The sequence below is a fragment of the Rhizobium anhuiense genome, assembly GCF_003985145.1.
GTDB classification, from domain to species: domain Bacteria; phylum Pseudomonadota; class Alphaproteobacteria; order Rhizobiales; family Rhizobiaceae; genus Rhizobium; species Rhizobium anhuiense.
The window spans coordinates 145,709-161,970 of sequence record NZ_ML133533.1 but is presented as its reverse complement, the minus strand read 5'-3'; the positions used below and the strand labels follow the sequence as shown (position 1 = coordinate 161,970).

At 61.8% G+C, this 16,262-nt stretch carries 20 protein-coding genes; 7 read left to right on the top strand and 13 right to left on the bottom strand.

Annotation, left to right across the window (positions count from 1 at the left end):
- Positions 1–32: 32 nt before the first annotated feature.
- Both EEQ99_RS26255 and EEQ99_RS26250 read left to right on the top strand, forming a co-directional pair.
- Positions 33–701, top strand: coding sequence for an outer membrane lipoprotein carrier protein LolA (locus EEQ99_RS26255; protein WP_028757777.1), 669 nt, complete (start codon positions 33–35; stop codon positions 699–701).
- A gap of 133 nt (positions 702–834) precedes the next feature.
- The gene (locus EEQ99_RS26250; protein ID WP_026230959.1) at positions 835–1,638 is read left to right on the top strand and encodes an exodeoxyribonuclease III; all 804 of its coding nucleotides are present in this window, start codon (positions 835–837) and stop codon (positions 1,636–1,638) included.
- Positions 1,639–1,671: 33 nt separating this feature from the next.
- On the opposite strand, the gene EEQ99_RS26245 is transcribed toward EEQ99_RS26250, so the two are convergent.
- Both EEQ99_RS26245 and EEQ99_RS26240 read right to left on the bottom strand, forming a co-directional pair.
- The gene (locus EEQ99_RS26245; protein WP_028757779.1) at positions 1,672–2,127 is read right to left on the bottom strand and encodes a cyclic nucleotide-binding domain-containing protein; all 456 of its coding nucleotides are present in this window, start codon (positions 2,125–2,127) and stop codon (positions 1,672–1,674) included.
- Positions 2,128–2,224: 97 nt separating this feature from the next.
- Complete coding sequence (locus tag EEQ99_RS26240; protein ID WP_003582964.1) at positions 2,225–2,908, bottom strand: response regulator transcription factor; 684 nt, start codon at positions 2,906–2,908, stop codon at positions 2,225–2,227.
- A gap of 166 nt (positions 2,909–3,074) precedes the next feature.
- Between EEQ99_RS26240 and EEQ99_RS26235 the strand changes: the two genes are divergently transcribed.
- On the top strand, positions 3,075–3,596 hold the full coding sequence (locus EEQ99_RS26235; RefSeq protein WP_127431321.1) for a L,D-transpeptidase family protein: 522 nt from the start codon (positions 3,075–3,077) through the stop codon (positions 3,594–3,596).
- A 131-nt stretch (positions 3,597–3,727) separates the two neighbouring features.
- A complete protein-coding gene (locus EEQ99_RS26230) occupies positions 3,728–4,558 on the top strand; it encodes an aldo/keto reductase (RefSeq protein WP_127431320.1) in 831 nt (276 codons plus the stop codon).
- An 81-nt stretch (positions 4,559–4,639) separates the two neighbouring features.
- On the opposite strand, the gene EEQ99_RS26225 is transcribed toward EEQ99_RS26230, so the two are convergent.
- The 11 genes from EEQ99_RS26225 to ffh all read right to left on the bottom strand — a co-directional run bounded on the left by EEQ99_RS26225 (position 4,640) and on the right by ffh (position 13,295).
- Entirely contained in the window at positions 4,640–4,993 is a 354-nt protein-coding gene (locus tag EEQ99_RS26225) for a cell surface protein (RefSeq protein ID WP_127431319.1), read from the bottom strand.
- 312 nt (positions 4,994–5,305) lie between these two features.
- Positions 5,306–6,715, bottom strand: coding sequence for a 3-isopropylmalate dehydratase large subunit (gene leuC, locus EEQ99_RS26220; protein ID WP_028757783.1), 1,410 nt, complete (start codon positions 6,713–6,715; stop codon positions 5,306–5,308).
- A gap of 75 nt (positions 6,716–6,790) precedes the next feature.
- Positions 6,791–6,955: a hypothetical protein gene (locus EEQ99_RS26215; RefSeq protein WP_164735970.1), complete on the bottom strand. Its 165-nt coding sequence runs from the start codon at positions 6,953–6,955 to the stop codon at positions 6,791–6,793.
- A gap of 46 nt (positions 6,956–7,001) precedes the next feature.
- A complete protein-coding gene (locus EEQ99_RS26210; protein ID WP_028828302.1) occupies positions 7,002–7,814 on the bottom strand; it encodes an amino acid ABC transporter permease in 813 nt (270 codons plus the stop codon).
- 21 nt (positions 7,815–7,835) lie between these two features.
- Positions 7,836–8,633, bottom strand: coding sequence for a basic amino acid ABC transporter substrate-binding protein (locus tag EEQ99_RS26205; protein WP_063473818.1), 798 nt, complete (start codon positions 8,631–8,633; stop codon positions 7,836–7,838).
- 163 nt (positions 8,634–8,796) lie between these two features.
- Complete coding sequence (gene rplS / locus EEQ99_RS26200; protein ID WP_028758031.1) at positions 8,797–9,351, bottom strand: 50S ribosomal protein L19; 555 nt, start codon at positions 9,349–9,351, stop codon at positions 8,797–8,799.
- A 214-nt stretch (positions 9,352–9,565) separates the two neighbouring features.
- Complete coding sequence (trmD, locus tag EEQ99_RS26195) at positions 9,566–10,267, bottom strand: tRNA (guanosine(37)-N1)-methyltransferase TrmD (protein ID WP_047615647.1); 702 nt, start codon at positions 10,265–10,267, stop codon at positions 9,566–9,568.
- 4 nt (positions 10,268–10,271) lie between these two features.
- Positions 10,272–10,841: a ribosome maturation factor RimM gene (gene rimM / locus EEQ99_RS26190; RefSeq protein WP_028758033.1), complete on the bottom strand. Its 570-nt coding sequence runs from the start codon at positions 10,839–10,841 to the stop codon at positions 10,272–10,274.
- Between the two features lie 115 nt (positions 10,842–10,956).
- Entirely contained in the window at positions 10,957–11,328 is a 372-nt protein-coding gene (rpsP, locus tag EEQ99_RS26185) for a 30S ribosomal protein S16 (protein WP_028756609.1), read from the bottom strand.
- A gap of 49 nt (positions 11,329–11,377) precedes the next feature.
- Positions 11,378–11,698, bottom strand: coding sequence for a chorismate mutase (locus EEQ99_RS26180; protein WP_027682490.1), 321 nt, complete (start codon positions 11,696–11,698; stop codon positions 11,378–11,380).
- 16 nt (positions 11,699–11,714) lie between these two features.
- Positions 11,715–13,295, bottom strand: coding sequence for a signal recognition particle protein (ffh, locus tag EEQ99_RS26175; RefSeq protein WP_097631152.1), 1,581 nt, complete (start codon positions 13,293–13,295; stop codon positions 11,715–11,717).
- A 480-nt stretch (positions 13,296–13,775) separates the two neighbouring features.
- Between ffh and EEQ99_RS26165 the strand changes: the two genes are divergently transcribed.
- The 3 genes from EEQ99_RS26165 (at position 13,776) to mtaB (ending at position 16,255) form a co-directional block, all read left to right on the top strand.
- Positions 13,776–14,000 (top strand): hypothetical protein, encoded by a 225-nt coding sequence (locus EEQ99_RS26165; RefSeq protein ID WP_028756611.1) that lies wholly within the window; start codon positions 13,776–13,778, stop codon positions 13,998–14,000.
- A 78-nt stretch (positions 14,001–14,078) separates the two neighbouring features.
- On the top strand, positions 14,079–14,984 hold the full coding sequence (gene dapF / locus EEQ99_RS26160; RefSeq protein WP_127431318.1) for a diaminopimelate epimerase: 906 nt from the start codon (positions 14,079–14,081) through the stop codon (positions 14,982–14,984).
- Entirely contained in the window at positions 14,981–16,255 is a 1,275-nt protein-coding gene (gene mtaB / locus EEQ99_RS26155) for a tRNA (N(6)-L-threonylcarbamoyladenosine(37)-C(2))-methylthiotransferase MtaB (RefSeq protein ID WP_028758036.1), read from the top strand. Before dapF ends, mtaB begins: the two co-directional genes overlap by 4 nt.
- The last annotated feature ends 7 nt before the right edge of the window (positions 16,256–16,262 follow it).

The following is a 16,262-nucleotide window of genomic DNA, read 5'->3' as shown; positions in this document are numbered from 1 at the left end:
GGCAGCATGCAGATCGCATAAAGGAGATTTAGATGAGTCACTCCGATACCTTCCTCTCCGGCCTGACGGTAACGCGCCGCGATCTGCTCGGCGCCTTTGCCGTCGCTGCGGTGGCGAGCGCCATTCCCCTCGGCGCTTACGCTCAGGCGGCGGCTCCCGCCTCCGGCACCGCGCAGGCGATCGCCGACCATTTTTCCGGCGTCACGACGATGCAGGGCGAATTCGTGCAGTTCGGCCCGCGCGGCGAGCAGACCGGCGGGAAGTTCTTCATCCAGCGCCCAGGCAAGCTGCGCTTCAACTATGACGACCCGTCGCCGATGCGGGTGATCGCCGACGGCAAGAACGTCGCCATCGGCAATACGAAGCTCAAGACCTGGGATCTCTATCCGCTCTCCAAGACCCCGCTCAGCCTGCTCCTGGCGCAGCGCATCGACCTGTCGGCCGGCATGGTGAAGGGCGTGAAGGAAGAGTCGGACCTGACGACGATTGCGCTCGGCAACAATACGGTGTTTGGAAACTCGACCATCACCATGATGTTCGACCCGAAGACCTACGACCTGCGTCAATGGACGATCACCGACAATCAGGGCAAGGACACCTCGGTGATGATCTTCAACGTCAAGACGGGCATGCAGTTCGATGATCGCGTCTTCCGCGTGCCGTATGAGAGCATCCCAGGCACGCCTCAGTCGCGCGACTGAGCTTTTCGGTTGCTTTCGCACGCGGCCGGTTCCCTCGCGTCCGCGTTTATTCTAAAGCCCTTTCATGAAAGCGCGTCGCGTCGAGCTGCAGCTCGGCCGACACGCGGGCATTGGACGCGAGAGGGCATCGGGCATGGGTTTTTCGATCACCACCTGGAACATCAACTCGGTGCGGCTGCGCATGCCGATCGTCGAGCAACTCGTCCTCAAGCACAGGCCTGATATCCTGTGCCTGCAGGAAACCAAGGTGACGAACGAGCTGTTTCCGGCGGCACCGCTGCGGGCGATGGGCTATAACCACATCATCATCCACGGTCAGAAGGGCTATCACGGCGTGGCGATCGCTTCGCGCATTCCGCTGACCGAGGATCACCGCCAGGATTATTGCGGCGTCGGCGATGCCCGCCACATCTCGGCGATCTTCGAGCACGGCAATCGCCGCGTCCGGCTGCACAATTTCTACGTCCCGGCCGGCGGCGACGAGCCCGATCGGACGATCAATCCGAAATTCGGCCACAAGCTCGATTTCATCGAGGAGATGAAGCTGCTGAAAGCCAATGGCGAGGCCAACACCTCGGCCATCCTCGTCGGCGACCTGAATATCGCGCCGCTGGAGCACGACGTCTGGTCGCACAAGCAGCTTCTGAAGATCGTCAGCCATACGCCGGTCGAAACCGAGGGGCTGCTCGAGGTGATGAAGCGCGGCGCCTGGCTCGATCTCATGCGCCAGCATGTGCCTGAAAACGAGAAGCTCTACACCTGGTGGAGCTACCGCGCCAAGGACTGGGAGGCCGCCGATCGCGGCCGCCGTCTCGACCATATCTGGTCGTCATCGGATCTCGGCCCGCATCTGAAGCGGATCGAGATCCTGAAGGAGGCGCGTGGCTGGGACCGGCCCTCCGACCACGTGCCGGTGACGGCGCATTTCGATTTCTAGCGCGTCCTTTCGGACGCGCTGTCTCTATCAGTCTTAGCTGAAGCGGTAGAACTGGCTTGCGGCCTTTGCCGCAAGTTCGGCGAGATTGTCGCGGATGCGGTTCTCGATCAGTCGGGCTGCGTCCGGATATTCCTCGATCAGCCGGTGGAAGAGGGCACGGGTGATGCGGATGATGCTGGTGTCCTCGCGCGCGATGGCCGTGAACTTGCGCTCCACCAAGGTGACCAGCGCCAGCTCGGAAACCAGCGTTCCGGGACCGGCGACCCCCTCTGTCCTCTGCATGCCGTCGCTGCTCGTCGCGCTCAGTTCCAGGCTACCGCTGAGGATGACGTAGGCGCTCTCGGCGGGCGAGCCCTGGCGAAACAGCATCTGGCCGGCGGCGATCATGCGCCGGTCGGCGCCGAAGGCGATCAACCGCAGCTGATCCTCGTTCATGTCCTTGAACAGAGGAAGCTGCGCGAGCAGGTTGATATCGTCGGTCAGCGCCATGCGGGCTTTTCGCCTTAGTACGGAGCGATCTTGCGTCCGGAATTGCGTGAAACGCAGAGATAGAGCATTTCGGTGATTCGGAGAAAACGGAAATGCTCTAGGGTATGATCTTGTAGCCGCCGTTTTCCGTGACGAGGATTTCGGCATTGGAGGGGTCGCGCTCGATCTTCTGGCGCAGGCGGTAGACGTGGGTTTCCAGCGTATGCGTCGTTACGCCGGAATTATAGCCCCAGACTTCCTCGAGAAGCACGTCGCGGGTGACCACCTTCTGTTCGGCACGGTAGAGATAGCGGATGATCGCCGCTTCCTTTTCCGTCAGCCGGATCTTCTGACCATTGTCGGTGGTGAGCAACTTCTGGCTCGGCTTGAAGAGGTAGGGGCCGACGGTGAAGGTCGCATCCTCGCTCTGCTCGTGCTGGCGCAGTTGCACCCGGATACGCGCGAGCAGAACGGCGAAACGGAAGGGCTTGGTGACATAGTCGTTGGCGCCGGCTTCGAGGCCGAGGATCGTGTCCGAATCGGTATCGTGGCCGGTCAGCATGATGATCGGCGCCTTGAAGCCGCCCTTGCGCAGCAGTTTCACCGCCTCGCGGCCGTCCATATCGGGCAGGCCGACATCCATGATCAGCAGATCGACCGGTGTTGAGCGGGCGGTCGCAACACCCTTGCCGGCGTTGGCTTCCTGCAAAACCGAAAATTCCTCATACAGCGACAATTGCTCCGTCAGGGTCTGACGAAGGTCATCGTCGTCATCCACCAGAAGAATGGTGCGTGCGGTCATGCCCTTGCTTTCCTCATGTTAAGTCCCCTAGTCCTACGCCAAATTCCTGGTTTGGCAAGGATCGGGCGCAGGCTGTTGCCGCGCAGGTTTTCATATGATTTCAATCAAAGCCCCAGACAATGCAAGACATGCGAGAAAAATGGAAAAAACAAGGCAGGGACGGGGCATGACGCCATCGACGATCGTGGTGCGCCCTGCGCCGGGGCGTAAGAGCCGGGCGATCGTCCGGCTTGGCGCGATCACTGTGCCTGCCGCGATCGGCCGCTCGGGGCGTACCGTGATGAAACGCGAGGGCGACGGCGCCACGCCGATCGCCTCGATGAGGCTGATATCAGGCTTCCGGCGGGGCGAGCGGAACGGCCGGCTCGTCACGCCGCTTCCCATCCGCCGCATCCGTGCCGACATGCTCTGGTGCGATCAGTCCGGCAATGCCAGCTACAACCGTCTCGTCAAGGCGCCGTTCGGCGCAAGTCATGAAGAGATGCGGCGCAGCGACGGGCTCTACGATATCTGCCTGGTGATGGACTGGAACATTTCCTCGCGTGCGCGCAATCGCGGCTCGGCGATCTTCTTCCATCTGATCCGGCCAGGCTACGAGCCGACGGCCGGCTGCGTCGCGGTGAGCCTGCGCGACATGCGCCGCCTGCTGCCGCACCTTCGAAAGGGAACGATTGTCCGGGTCGTCTGATTGTCTTCCGGATGCGGCCGCCTATATGTTTTCGGTGACCGAACGCTCCGGCTGAAATGCGTTCCGGGACGCCCGCAGGTGCGGACGCAATTCATGCCTCGTCCAATTCTTCAAACTCCCGGAGATATAGTGTGACCGCTCAACCCATCATCACTTTCCATGACGGACATTCCATTCCCCAGGTCGGCCTCGGTGTCTGGCAGACGCCGCAGGAGATCGCCGCTCAGACGGTGCGGACGGCGATCGCCGCAGGCTACCGCCATATCGATACTGCTTCCGGCTACGACAATGAAGAGGGCGTCGGCGAAGGCATTCGCTCCTCCGGCCTCGACCGCAAGGACATCTTCGTCACCACCAAGCTCAGGAATACCGACCAGGGCTACGACAATGCGCTGCGCGCCTTCGACGGCAGCCTGAAGAAGCTCGGTTCGGAGTATGTCGATCTCTATCTCATCCACTGGCCGTCGCCGCATCGCGGTCTTTATACCGAGACCTGGAAAGCTTTCGTGCGCATCCGGGAAGAGGGCCGCGCCCGTTCGATCGGCGTGTCGAATTTCTATCCCGAACATCTGGAGCGCATCATCGGCGAAACCGGCGTCGTTCCCGTCATCAACCAGATCGAGCTGCACCCCGACTTCCAGCAGAAGGCGGCGCAGGAGGCTCATCAGAAACTTAACATCGTCACCGAATCCTGGAGCCCACTCGGCCAGGGCAAGTTCATCTCGAACGCCGTGATCGGCGAGATCGCCAAAAAGCATCAGAAGACGCCGGCCCAGGTGATCATCCGCTGGCACATCGACACCGGCCTCGTCGTCATCCCGAAATCGGTGACGCCATCGCGCATCGAGGAGAATTTTAAGGTGTTCGACTTCAAGCTCGATGCCGATGACATGGCGGCGATCGCCAAGCTGGACAGCGCCGACGCCCGCATGGGACCGGATCCGCACACAGCAACCTTCTGATCGCCGTCCCAATCATTGCTAAGCCAATCAGCGGCCGCCCCGGGAGAGATCGCCCGCGGCGGCCTTTGTATGGCGGTCGCATCAATAATTACATTTGGACGAGCCGTTGGTTGGGGTAAAACCGAAGTTGCAGGCATTGTTCAGGCGCTGCGGCCGTCCGATCGAGCCGGTATATTCGTCCGAAGCATTGAAAGCGCGCGCGGGATACCAGTAGCCGTTCGAGCTCCTGATATAGCCAGCCCGGGCGCTGCTGTAGCCGCGATACCCGTTGAGGGACGGTATCTTGCTTTGCGCGACCTGTTGCAGCAGGGCGGAAGAGATCACCGGCGGCGGTGTCGGATGGATCGGCGCGGTAGCAGCGACATCGATCGATGCCAGCGATACGAATACGCCCAGGATGGTTCGCGGCAGGCGTCCTGCCATTTTCGGTCTCATGGCTATTCTCCCAGATCACACAACGCGGAGCTTTCCTGGTGCAGCCAGGCCAGTTGATCGCCGAGGCCGGTAACGGACGCCCGAAAGCGGTGCCTGTCGAACGTCGCGCGAGTTGCGCCTGAAAGCGCCATGTCGATGAAGCCACAGGCATTCTTCGATGTCGATTGCCCGAACGGGTGAAATCGGGAACTCGGGTCATGCACTGACACGGATATGGGGCATCGCCTGATGAGACAGGGTACCATAAAATGCGAAGCCCCCGATGCCTTCAGGAGGCATCGGGGGCTTCGGACTGTCATCCGTTTTGACGGATCAGTTCCACTCGCGGATATCGACGAAGTGCCCGGCGATCGCGGCGGCCGCTGCCATTGCCGGCGAGACGAGATGCGTGCGGCCTTTGAAGCCTTGACGGCCTTCGAAGTTGCGGTTCGAGGTCGAAGCGCAGCGCTCGCCCGGCTTCAGACGGTCGTCGTTCATGGCAAGGCACATGGAGCAGCCCGGCTCGCGCCAGTCGAAACCGGCGGCCTTGAAGATCTTGTCGAGACCTTCGGCTTCCGCCTGTTCCTTGACGAGGCCTGAGCCCGGAACGATCATCGCGTCGACGGTCGGGGCAACCGTCTTGCCTTCGACGACCTTGGCGACTTCGCGCAGATCCTCGATACGGCCGTTGGTGCAGGAGCCGATGAAGACGCGGTCGAGCGTGATGTCGGTCATCTTCGTGCCCGGCTTCAGGCCCATATAGTCGAGCGCGCGCCACTTGGAGGTGCGTTTGGTTTCGTCCTGGATATCGTCGGGGTTTGGAACGATGCCCTGGACGGAGATGACGTCCTCGGGCGAGGAGCCCCAGGAGACGATCGGTGGCAGGCTGGCGGCGTCGAGCACGACGACGCGGTCATAGTGAGCGCCTTCGTCGGTCTGCAGCGTCTTCCAATAAGCGATCGCCTGTTCCAGCGCCTCGCCCTTCGGCGCGCGCGGCTTGCCCTTGATGTATTCGAAGGTCTTTTCGTCAGGCGCGATGAGGCCGGCGCGGGCGCCGCCTTCGATCGTCATGTTGCAGATGGTCATGCGGCCTTCCATCGACAGCGCGCGGATCGCTTCGCCGGCAAATTCGATGACGTGGCCGGTGCCGCCGGCAGTGCCGATCTCGCCGATGATGGCGAGGATGATGTCCTTGGCGGTGACGTGCGGCGGAAGCAGGCCGTCGACACGCACCAGCATGTTCTTTGCCTTCTTCTGGATCAGCGTCTGGGTCGCCAGAACATGCTCGACCTCGGAGGTGCCGATGCCGTGCGCCAGCGCACCGAAGGCGCCGTGCGTCGAGGTGTGGCTGTCGCCGCAGACGATGGTCATGCCGGGCAGGGTGAAGCCCTGTTCCGGGCCGACGATGTGGACGATGCCCTGGCGCTTGTCGCTTGCCGAATAATATTCGACGCCGAATTCGGCGGCGTTGGTGGCGAGCGCCTCCACCTGGATGCGGCTTTCCTCGTTCTTGATGCCGAGATGGCGATCGGGCGAGGTCGGAACGTTATGGTCGACGACGGCGAGCGTCTTTTCCGGCGCGCGCACCTTGCGGCCGGTCATGCGCAGGCCTTCGAACGCCTGCGGCGAGGTCACTTCGTGGACCAGGTGGCGGTCGATGTAGAGAAGACAGGTGCCGTCTGCCTGTTCGTCGACCAGATGATCGTCCCAGATCTTGTCGTAGAGGGTACGCGGTGCGCTCATGGCGTTAAGTCCGTTTTTCTAAAGCTTTTGGAAAATCGAGAAATGGCAGATCAGGCTCCGCCGGCCGTCATTCGATCAACGAAGTCGGCTGTTGAGCGCACCGGACACGCAGGCAAAAAACCGCGCCGGCAGGCGATAATGGTCCTGCAGCACGAAAATATGCGCGCCAATGCATCTGAACTTGGATTCCATCGCCTGCATATAGCGATTTTTCGCGGCGGCTTCAATTTGAATCATCACAGGAGGCGCTCTGAGCCTCTCCGCGCTGTGGCCGCTGTTGAAGCATTCACCGCGATTTCAGCCACTTCTCCGTCCGCCGCAGCGCCAGCGACAGGCCGATCGTCAGGATCAGGTAGATATAGGTGACGATCGAATAGGTCTCGAAGAAGCGGAAGGAGCCGGCGGCATAGACCTTGCCCATCTGGGTGATGTCGGCGACGCCGAGCACGGAGACGAGCGAGCTGTCCTTGACCATCGAAACGAAATCGTTGGAGAGCGGCGGGAAGATCACCCGGATCGCCTGCGGAAAGACGACGGAGCGGAAACGCCGGTAGCGCGAGAGACCGAGCGCCTTGGCCGCCTCGATCTGGCCGATATCGACCGACTGGAAACCGGCCCGAAAGATCTCGGCGATGAAGGAGGAATAACCGATCGTCAGCGCGATGACCGCCCGCCACATCAGTGAGAGATCGCGCACCAGGATGGGCTCGGCCATGCCTGACGTCACCAGCGGCGAAATCAGGAAATTATAGGCTGCGACCAGTGCCGGCGCACCGACGAAGGCGACATAGAACAGCAGCACGAGGATTGGGATGCCGCGGATGATCTCGATGTAGAACCGTGCGATCTGGCGCAACACCGGGCTGTCGGCCATGCCGAGCAGGCAGATGCCGAGGCCGAGCACGGTGGCGAGCACGAAGGCGACCAGCGTCACGAAGACGGTGATGCCGACACCGTTGACGACGGTGCGAAAGACCTGGGCATAGATATCGTTGGTGATGATGACAACGGCAAGGACGATGCCGATCGCGACGAGCGCGACCAGCCACCAGGGATAGTCGTCCTTGACGGGTCTGTGGGAAGATGTTTGCAGGGCCATTCGTCTAGCGGCTGCTCGGCATCATTCGCCCATCTTGTAGTCGAGGAACCACTTCTTGTTCAGCCCATCCAGCGTGCCGTCGGCCTTGAGTGCCGAAATGGCGGCGTTGACGGGGGCGACGAGATCGGACCCCTTCGGGAAGATGAAGCCGAAATCCTCGGTGCCGAGCGGCTCGCCGATCAGCTTCAGGGCGCCGCCTGAAGCATCGACATATCCTTTGCCGGCGGTGCCATCGGTCAGCACGACGTCGACGTCGCCGGCCTTCAATGCCTGGACGGTGGCGCCGAAGGTTTCGAAGAGCTTGATGCGCGGGTTCTGCTCGTTGCCATCCAGCACTTCATAGACAGCGGTGTAGAAGGGCGTGGTGCCGGGCTGCGCGCCGACCAGGCCATCCTTGAATTCGCCGAAGGACTTGGCATCGGTGAAACGCTTCTCGTCGCCGCGCACCAGCATGAACTGCTGCGAGCGCATATAGGGGTCGGAGAAATCCACCTTCTGCTTGCGGTCTTCCTTGATGGTGATGCCGGTCATGCCGATGTTGTACTGGCCGTCGGACACTGCCTGGATCATCGCGTCCCAGCTGGTGTTCTGGTATTCGACCTTGAAATTCAGCCGCTTGGCGATCTCGTTCATCGCATCATATTCCCAGCCGATCGCCTTGCCCGATTTCGGATCGACGAATTGCAGCGGCGGATAGGCATTCTCGGTCACGACGACGACACTCTTGCCGCCGAGATCAGGCAGTTCGGCGGCCGATGCGGCCAAGGGGGCAAGAGCAAGGGCGGCGAAGCTCGCAAGAACGGTACGACGAAACAACATTGAATGGTTCCTAAAAATTGAACGGCAAAAACTGTCACGGAAGATAGGCCCGAGGCAAGGCCGCCGGCTGCGTGACCAAACAAAAAATAGAAAAGGCGACCCGAAGGCCGCCTTTCCAAGCGAAGAATTTTGCTTCAAGCAAAGAATTTTGCGTGGCCAGATCTTATTCTGCTGCCGGTTCCGCTGCAGCGGCTGCTGCTTCTGCGGCGGCCTTTTCAGCTGCGGCCTTGGCTTCCGCAGCTTCTGCTGCTGCCTTCTCGGCGGCGAGCGCCTGGGCTGCTGCAACCTTTTCAGCTTCGATGCGTGCCTTTTCCTCGGCAATGGCGGCGCGCTCGGCGTCGTTGAGCTTGCGGGCGCGGACGCCGGTGTCTTCAACGATACGGGCAGACTTGCCGCGACGGTCGCGCAGGTAATAGAGCTTGGCGCGACGGACCTTGCCGCGGCGAACGACGTCGACGCTTTCGATCATCGGCGAGTAGACCGGGAATACGCGCTCGACGCCTTCGCCGTAGGAGATCTTGCGGACCGTGAAGTTTTCCTGCAGGCCGCCGCCGGAGCGGGCGATGCAGACGCCTTCATAGGCCTGAACGCGGGTACGGTTGCCTTCCGTGACCTTGACGTTGACGCGGACGGTGTCGCCCGGGGAAAATTCGGGAAGCGTGCGCTTGGCTTCGATCTTGGCGGCCTGTTCGGCCTCAAGCTGCTGAATGATGTTCATCGTCTTAACCTTTGGTTCTTCTGAAACAGCCAGAGCGCTCGACACTGATCCTTCGGAATTGTCCTCAGGACTTTGCCCGTCTAGGGCGGGAGCGGATTCGCCATTCTTTGTTTGCTGGCAGACGGGGATAAACCCCATTTCCGCGTGCGCCAATACACGAAAGGTCAGGGCTTGTCATCCCTTGGACGGCATTTTTGTGAAAAGGGCTGCGAAATCAGCCGTTTTTCTCGTTTCTGGCCGTTTCGAGCAGATCCGGCCGCCGCTCCCGCGTCAGCTGGACGGCCTGCTCGCGCCGCCATTTCTCGATGGCGCCGTGGTTGCCCGAAGTGAGGACGGAGGGAATTTCGCGGCCTTCCCACTCCTGCGGCCGGGTATAATGGGGATGTTCCAGCAGTCCGCCTTCGAAGCTTTCGTGCAGGCCGGAAAGATCGTTGCCCATGACACCGGGCAGGATGCGGATGATCGCATCGAGGACGATCAATGCGGCCGGCTCGCCGCCCGACAGCACATAGTCGCCGATCGAGACCTCTTCCAGTCCGCGCGCCTCGATCACCCGTTGGTCGACGCCCTCGAAACGGCCGCAGACGATGATGACGCCGTCGCCTGCCGCGAGCGCGCGCACGCGCTCCTGAGTCAGCGGCCGGCCGCGCGGGCTCATCAGCAGCCGCGGACGGGTATCGTTTTCCGAGGTGCTGTCGATCGCACGGGCGAGAACGTCGGGTTTCAGCACCATGCCGGCGCCACCGCCGGCCGGGGTGTCGTCGACGCTGCGGTGTTTGTCGGTGGCGAAATCGCGGATCTGCACCGCGTCCAGCGACCATTGCCCGCGCTCCATCGCCTTGCCGGCGAGCGAGAAGCCCAGATGTCCCGGAAACATTTCCGGATAAAGTGTCAGCACGCTCGCCCGGAAAGCCATGGCGTCATTTCTTCTTTTTCGGCTTGTCCGCGGTGAATTTCGAAAGCTCCTCCGGATCGTCGACCAGTCCCGCCGCCAGCGGATCGATCAGCAGCGTGCCGGCCTCGAGATCGATCTCCAGCACCGAGGCTTCGGAGAAGGGGATCAGCACCGGGCGCTTGCCCGGGCCTTTGAGCTCCAGGAGATCGCCGGCGCCGAAATCGAAGACGCCGGTGACCGTGCCGTAGCTGACACCCTTGTCATCTAGTGCTTCAAGCCCTTCGAGATCGGCATAGTAGAACTCGTCGTCCTCCAGCTCCTCGTCCGGCAGGTTGTCGCGTTCGATATAGAGTTCAAGTCCGTTCAGCGCCTCGGCGGCATTGCGGTCGTTGACGCCGCGGAAACGGACGACGACGACATTCTTGGTCTCGCGGATTTCGAGGACTTCGAAACTGCGGCCGTCCATGCTGTGCAGATGGCCGTAGTCGCCAAGCGCGCTGGGATCGGCCGTATAGGCCTTGGCGCGCACCTCGCCCCGGAGGCCTTGCGCGCCACCGATCGTCGCCATCAGAACGGGGTTTTCAAGCTTTGTCATGGGTTCCTTCATGTGAAGCCGAAAGACAGGTTTCTCATAAACGAAGTGCGCAGGATTGGAAACGAAAACGGGCGGCATGTCGCCATGCCGCCCGCTCGATCGAGGGAAGTCCCGATTATTCCGCGGCGTCGGCAGCAGCAGCGGCTGCGTCGGCAACCTTCTGAGCCTTTTCGGCGGCGCGCTCCTGGGCGCGCTTGCCCGGCTTTGCCTTGATCGGGTTATTCTTGGTTTCGCGCTTGGCAACGCCGGCTTCATCGAGGAAGCGCAGAACACGGTCGGTCGGCTGGGCGCCATTTTCGATCCAGTGCTTGATGCGCTCGGCGTTCAGCTGAACGCGCTTCTCGTCGTCCTTGGCAAGCATCGGGTTCCAGGAACCGAGGTTTTCCAGGAAGCGGCCGTCACGCGGGCTGCGCGCATCGGCGAGAACGACGTGGTAGTACGGGCGCTTCTTGGAGCCACCGCGGGCGAGACGAATTTTCAGTGCCATGTTCTTTACTCCTTAGGCTTTTCTTGACCACCTGGTTCGGTGGTACGGGTTATCGGGCTGCAGCGCTCTGTTCAGCGTGATCTGCAGCGATCTGCTCATGATGCCGGATGACTTCCTTGATGACGAAGTTCAGGAACTTCTCAGCGAAATCCGGATCCAGATTGGCGGTTTTCGCCAGCTGGCGAAGGCGTTCGATCTGGTATTCCTCGCGCGCCGGGTCGGCCGGCGGCAGATTATATTTGGCCTTCAGCACGCCGACCTCTTTGGTGCAGCGGAAGCGTTCGGCCAGCATGTGCACGAGAGCGGCATCGATATTGTCGATCGACTGACGGTAGCTCGCGAGCTGGGCTTTGACGTTTGGATCAATCATGGGGCAAGCGATCCTTTCACTTCTTCTTCGGCAATCCGGGCAATCCCGGGAAACCACCGCCAAGGCCCGGCAGCTTGGCGCCGCCCAGGCCTGGCAAACCACCCGGCAGACCGCCGAGACCGGGCATACCCCCACCCGGTTTTCCAAGCCCCGCCGCTTCCGCCTGCTTCTGCAAGGCCTCGAGCTGCCGGGGATCAATATTCGAGAGATCGGGCATGCCGCCCATGCCGCCTAGGCCGCCCAGCCCCATCTTGCCGGCAAGGCCGCCCATCATCTGCTTCATCATGCCGCCTTTGCCCTTGCCGCCCATCATCTTCATCATGTCCGCCATCTGGCGGTGCATCTTCAGAAGCTTGTTGATGGCGGCGGCATCGGTGCCGGAACCGGCGGCGATGCGCTTCTTGCGCGAATGCTTGAGCAGGTCGGGATTGGCGCGCTCGGCCTTGGTCATCGACTGGATGATGGCGATCTGGCGGCCGAACAGCTTGTCGTCGAGGCCGGCCGCAGCCATCTTGTCCTTCATGCCGGCCATGCCGGGCATCATGCCCATGATGCCGCCCATGCCACCCATCTTCTGCATCTGGCGCAGCTGATCGGCGAGGTCGTCGAGGTCGAACTTGCCCTTGGCCATCTTGGCGGCCATGGCGGCCGCCTTCTCGGCGTCGATATTCTCGGCCGCGCGCTCGACGAGCGAGACGATGTCGCCCATGCCGAGGATGCGGTCGGCGATGCGGCGGGGATGAAATTCCTCCAGCTCGCTCATCTTCTCGCCGACGCCGATCAGCTTGATCGGCTTGCCGGTGACGGCGCGCATCGAAAGGGCCGCACCACCGCGGCCGTCGCCGTCCATACGGGTCAGCACCAGACCGGTGATGCCGACGCGTTCGTCGAAATTGCGGGCGAGGTTGACGGCGTCCTGGCCGGTGAGGCTGTCGGCGACCAGCAGGATTTCATGCGGGTTCGAGCGCTTCTTGATGTCGGCCATCTCGACCATCAAGGGCTCGTCGATATGCGTGCGGCCGGCGGTATCGAGGATGACGACGTCATGGCCGCCGAGCTTGGCCGCCTGCACGGCGCGCGCGGCGATATCCGTCGGCGACTGGCCTGAAATGATGGGCAGCGTATCGATATTGGCCTGGGCGCCGAGCTGGCGAAGCTGCTCCTGGGCTGCCGGACGGCGCGTGTCGAGCGACGCCATCAGCACCTTCTTCTTCTCGCGCGTCGACAGGCGATTGGCGATCTTCGCCGTCGTCGTTGTCTTGCCGGAGCCCTGCAGACCGACCATCATGACGACGACGGGGGCGGGCGCATGCAGGTCGATGCCGACCCCTTCGCCGCCCAGCATCTCGATCAGTTCGTCATGGACGATCTTGACGACCATCTGGCCGGGCTTGATCGACTTCAGGATCTCGGCGCCGACGGCCTTTTCACGCACGCGGTCGGTGAAGGAACGCACGACGTCGAGCGCGACGTCGGCCTCCAGCAACGCACGGCGAACCTCGCGCAACGCTGCGGAAACATCGGTTTCCGAAAGCGCGCCACGGCCTGTCAGTCCATTCAGAATGGATCCAAGACGGTCCTGGAGGTTTTCAAACATCGGCTCTTCCTTGATACGTTTAGGGCGGGTTGGGATATGCCCGGAAACGTCGTGCTTTTCCTTGACGAAAACAAGACGCAAAGCCAAAAAGCACCCGAGGGCGCTTCGCGCTGTCGGGTGTTGACCTCCGGGATCTCAAAGTCCCGGTCGGCGGCTCGGAGTCATGCGGCTCGTCGCGGATTGGGCGCGATAAACAGGAAACCCGCGCGAAAGTCAAGGCGAATGCGGGTAAATGACCGTATGGACGCTTTTCAAAAGCCGTTTGAGGTGGGTGCGGCGGATAGGGCATGAAAGTACATGTTCAAGTCGACTTATGTATAGGATTGCACATTCCGCCCGGTTCTTCCGATTTTGCCGGCAAAAATTCCTCTTGTCGGCCTGAATTCCCTGGGCGGGCCAGTTGCAAAATATTCCGCTTATGATTCTATTTTCTACTTAAGTGCCTCCTGTAAAATGATTCGTGAATATCCTTGATGCCGAATGAATCGGCGGAGATATCGAATGATAGATCCTGATATTGAGAGCTGGGCGCTGGCGCGGGCTCATCATATTGTTCTGAACGAAGGCTTGAATCTTGCGAAGGCGGCACAGGATCTGGATCGCAAACGGTCCCGCTCGCTGGTCTACGAGTTGAGGAAGGTCATCACCGCAGCGATCGTCGAAGCCCATGCTGCGTCCTTCGATCGCGACGGTGTGCAGCGGTAACGCCTGCCCGGCACTCACCCACTGGTAATTCCCGCGCATTTCCGCCATATACACCGGAAAGACAGACGGAACGATACCATGAGTGCAACGGTCGAATTCGCGAGGATGAACGGACTTGGCAACAAGATCCTGGTCGTCGACATGCGCGGCCGGCCGGAGAAGGTGACGCCGGCGGCAGCGGTCGCGCTCAATGCGGATCCACAAACCGAGTTCGACCAGATCATGGCGATCCATGATCCGAAGGCCGAGGGCACCGATGCCTTCATCGATATCCTGAATTCCGATGGTTCGAAGGCGCAGGCCTGCGGCAACGGTACACGTTGCGTCGTGCAGGCGCTTGCCGCCGAAACCGGCCGGAAGGTCTTCACCTTCCAGACGGTGGCCGGCATCCTCAATGCCGTCGAGCACGAGGACGGGACGATCTCGGTCGATATGGGCCGGCCGGTCTTTGATTGGGACAGGATTCCGCTGGCGGAAGAATTCCACGACACCAGCCGCATCGAACTGCAGATCGGCCCGATCGACAATCCGGTGCTGCATTCGCCATCGGCGATGTCGATGGGCAATCCGCATGCGATCTTCTGGGTCGACAGGGACGTGATGTCCTATGATCTTGCCCGTTTCGGACCGCTGCTCGAAAATCATCCGATGTTTCCCGAGCGCGCCAATATCACGCTGGCGCAGGTGACCTCGCCGACATCCCTGACGACGCGCACCTGGGAGCGGGGCGCGGGACTGACGCTCGCCTGCGGCTCGGCCGCCTGTTCGGCTGCCGTCAGCGCTGCGCGCACCGGCCGCACCGGCCGCAAGGTGACGATCAATGTGGCAAGCGCCAAGCCGCCGGCCGCACTTTCCATCGAATGGCGCGAGCGCGACGATCACGTCATCATGACCGGCCCGGCCGAATGGGAATGGTCGGGCAGACTCGATCCTTCGACGGGTCTCTGGTCGCGCGATGGTACCCGAGAGGCGGAGGCGCAGTGAGCGGTATCGAGGTCATTACCTTCGGCTGCCGCCTCAACACATATGAATCCGAAGTGATGAAGGCGCAGGCTGAAAAGGCCGGGCTCAACAATGCCATCCTGGTCAATACCTGTGCCGTCACCGGCGAGGCCGTGCGCCAGGCCCGCCAGGCGATCCGCCGGGCGCGGCGCGACAATCCGCATGCCCGCATCATCGTCACCGGCTGCGCCGCGCAGACGGAAAAGCAGGCCTTTGCCGAAATGGCAGAGGTCGATGCCGTGCTCGGCAATGAGGAGAAGCTGACCAGCGCCTCCTATCGCAGCCTGCCGGATTTCGGCGTCTCGGCCGAAGAGAAGCTCCGCGTCAACGACATCATGAGCGTCAAGGCGACGGCGCCGCAGATGGTCAGGCATATCGACGGCCATGTGCGCGCTTTCATCCAGGTGCAGAACGGCTGCGATCACCGCTGCACCTTCTGCATCATTCCCTATGGTCGCGGCAATTCCCGCTCCGTGCCGATGGGCGCCGTCGTCGACCAGGCCCGCAATCTCGTCGCCGGTGGTTATCGCGAGATCGTGCTGACCGGTGTCGACGCCACCAGCTATGGCGGCGATCTGCCCGGCGCCCCGACGCTCGGCCTCCTGGCCAAGACACTGCTGAAGCAGCTCCCCGATATCCGCCGCCTCAGGCTTTCCTCGATCGACAGCATCGAGGCCGATGCCCACCTGATGGATCTGATTGCCGACGAGCCGCGTTTCATGCCGCATCTGCATCTGTCGCTGCAGCATGGCGACGACATGATCCTGAAGCGCATGAAGCGGCGGCATTTACGCGCCGACGCGCTGCGTTTCATCGAGGATGCGCGCCGTCTCCGACCCGAGATGAGCTTCGGCGCCGATATGATCGCCGGTTTTCCCACCGAAACCGAAGAGATGTTCGACAATGCCGTGCGACTGGCTGAAGAGGCTGATATCGCCCATCTGCACGTCTTCCCCTACAGCCCGCGTCCCGGCACGCCGGCCGCCCGCATGCCGCAGCTCGACCGCTCGCTGGTCAAGGATCGCGCCGCCAGGCTGCGCGCCGCTGGACATATGCTGCATCAGTCCCATCTCGATCGGATGATCGGAACCCGGCAATGGCTGCTTGTTGAAAACAACGGCCTGGCGCATACGGAGAACTTCACGCTGGTTGCCGCGCCCGGCCTTCGTCCCGGCGAACTTGTGCCGGTCACGATCACCGGCCACAATGGCAAGCATCTCGACATGCAATTGACGGCCGCCGCTGCGGCCTGACTTTCAC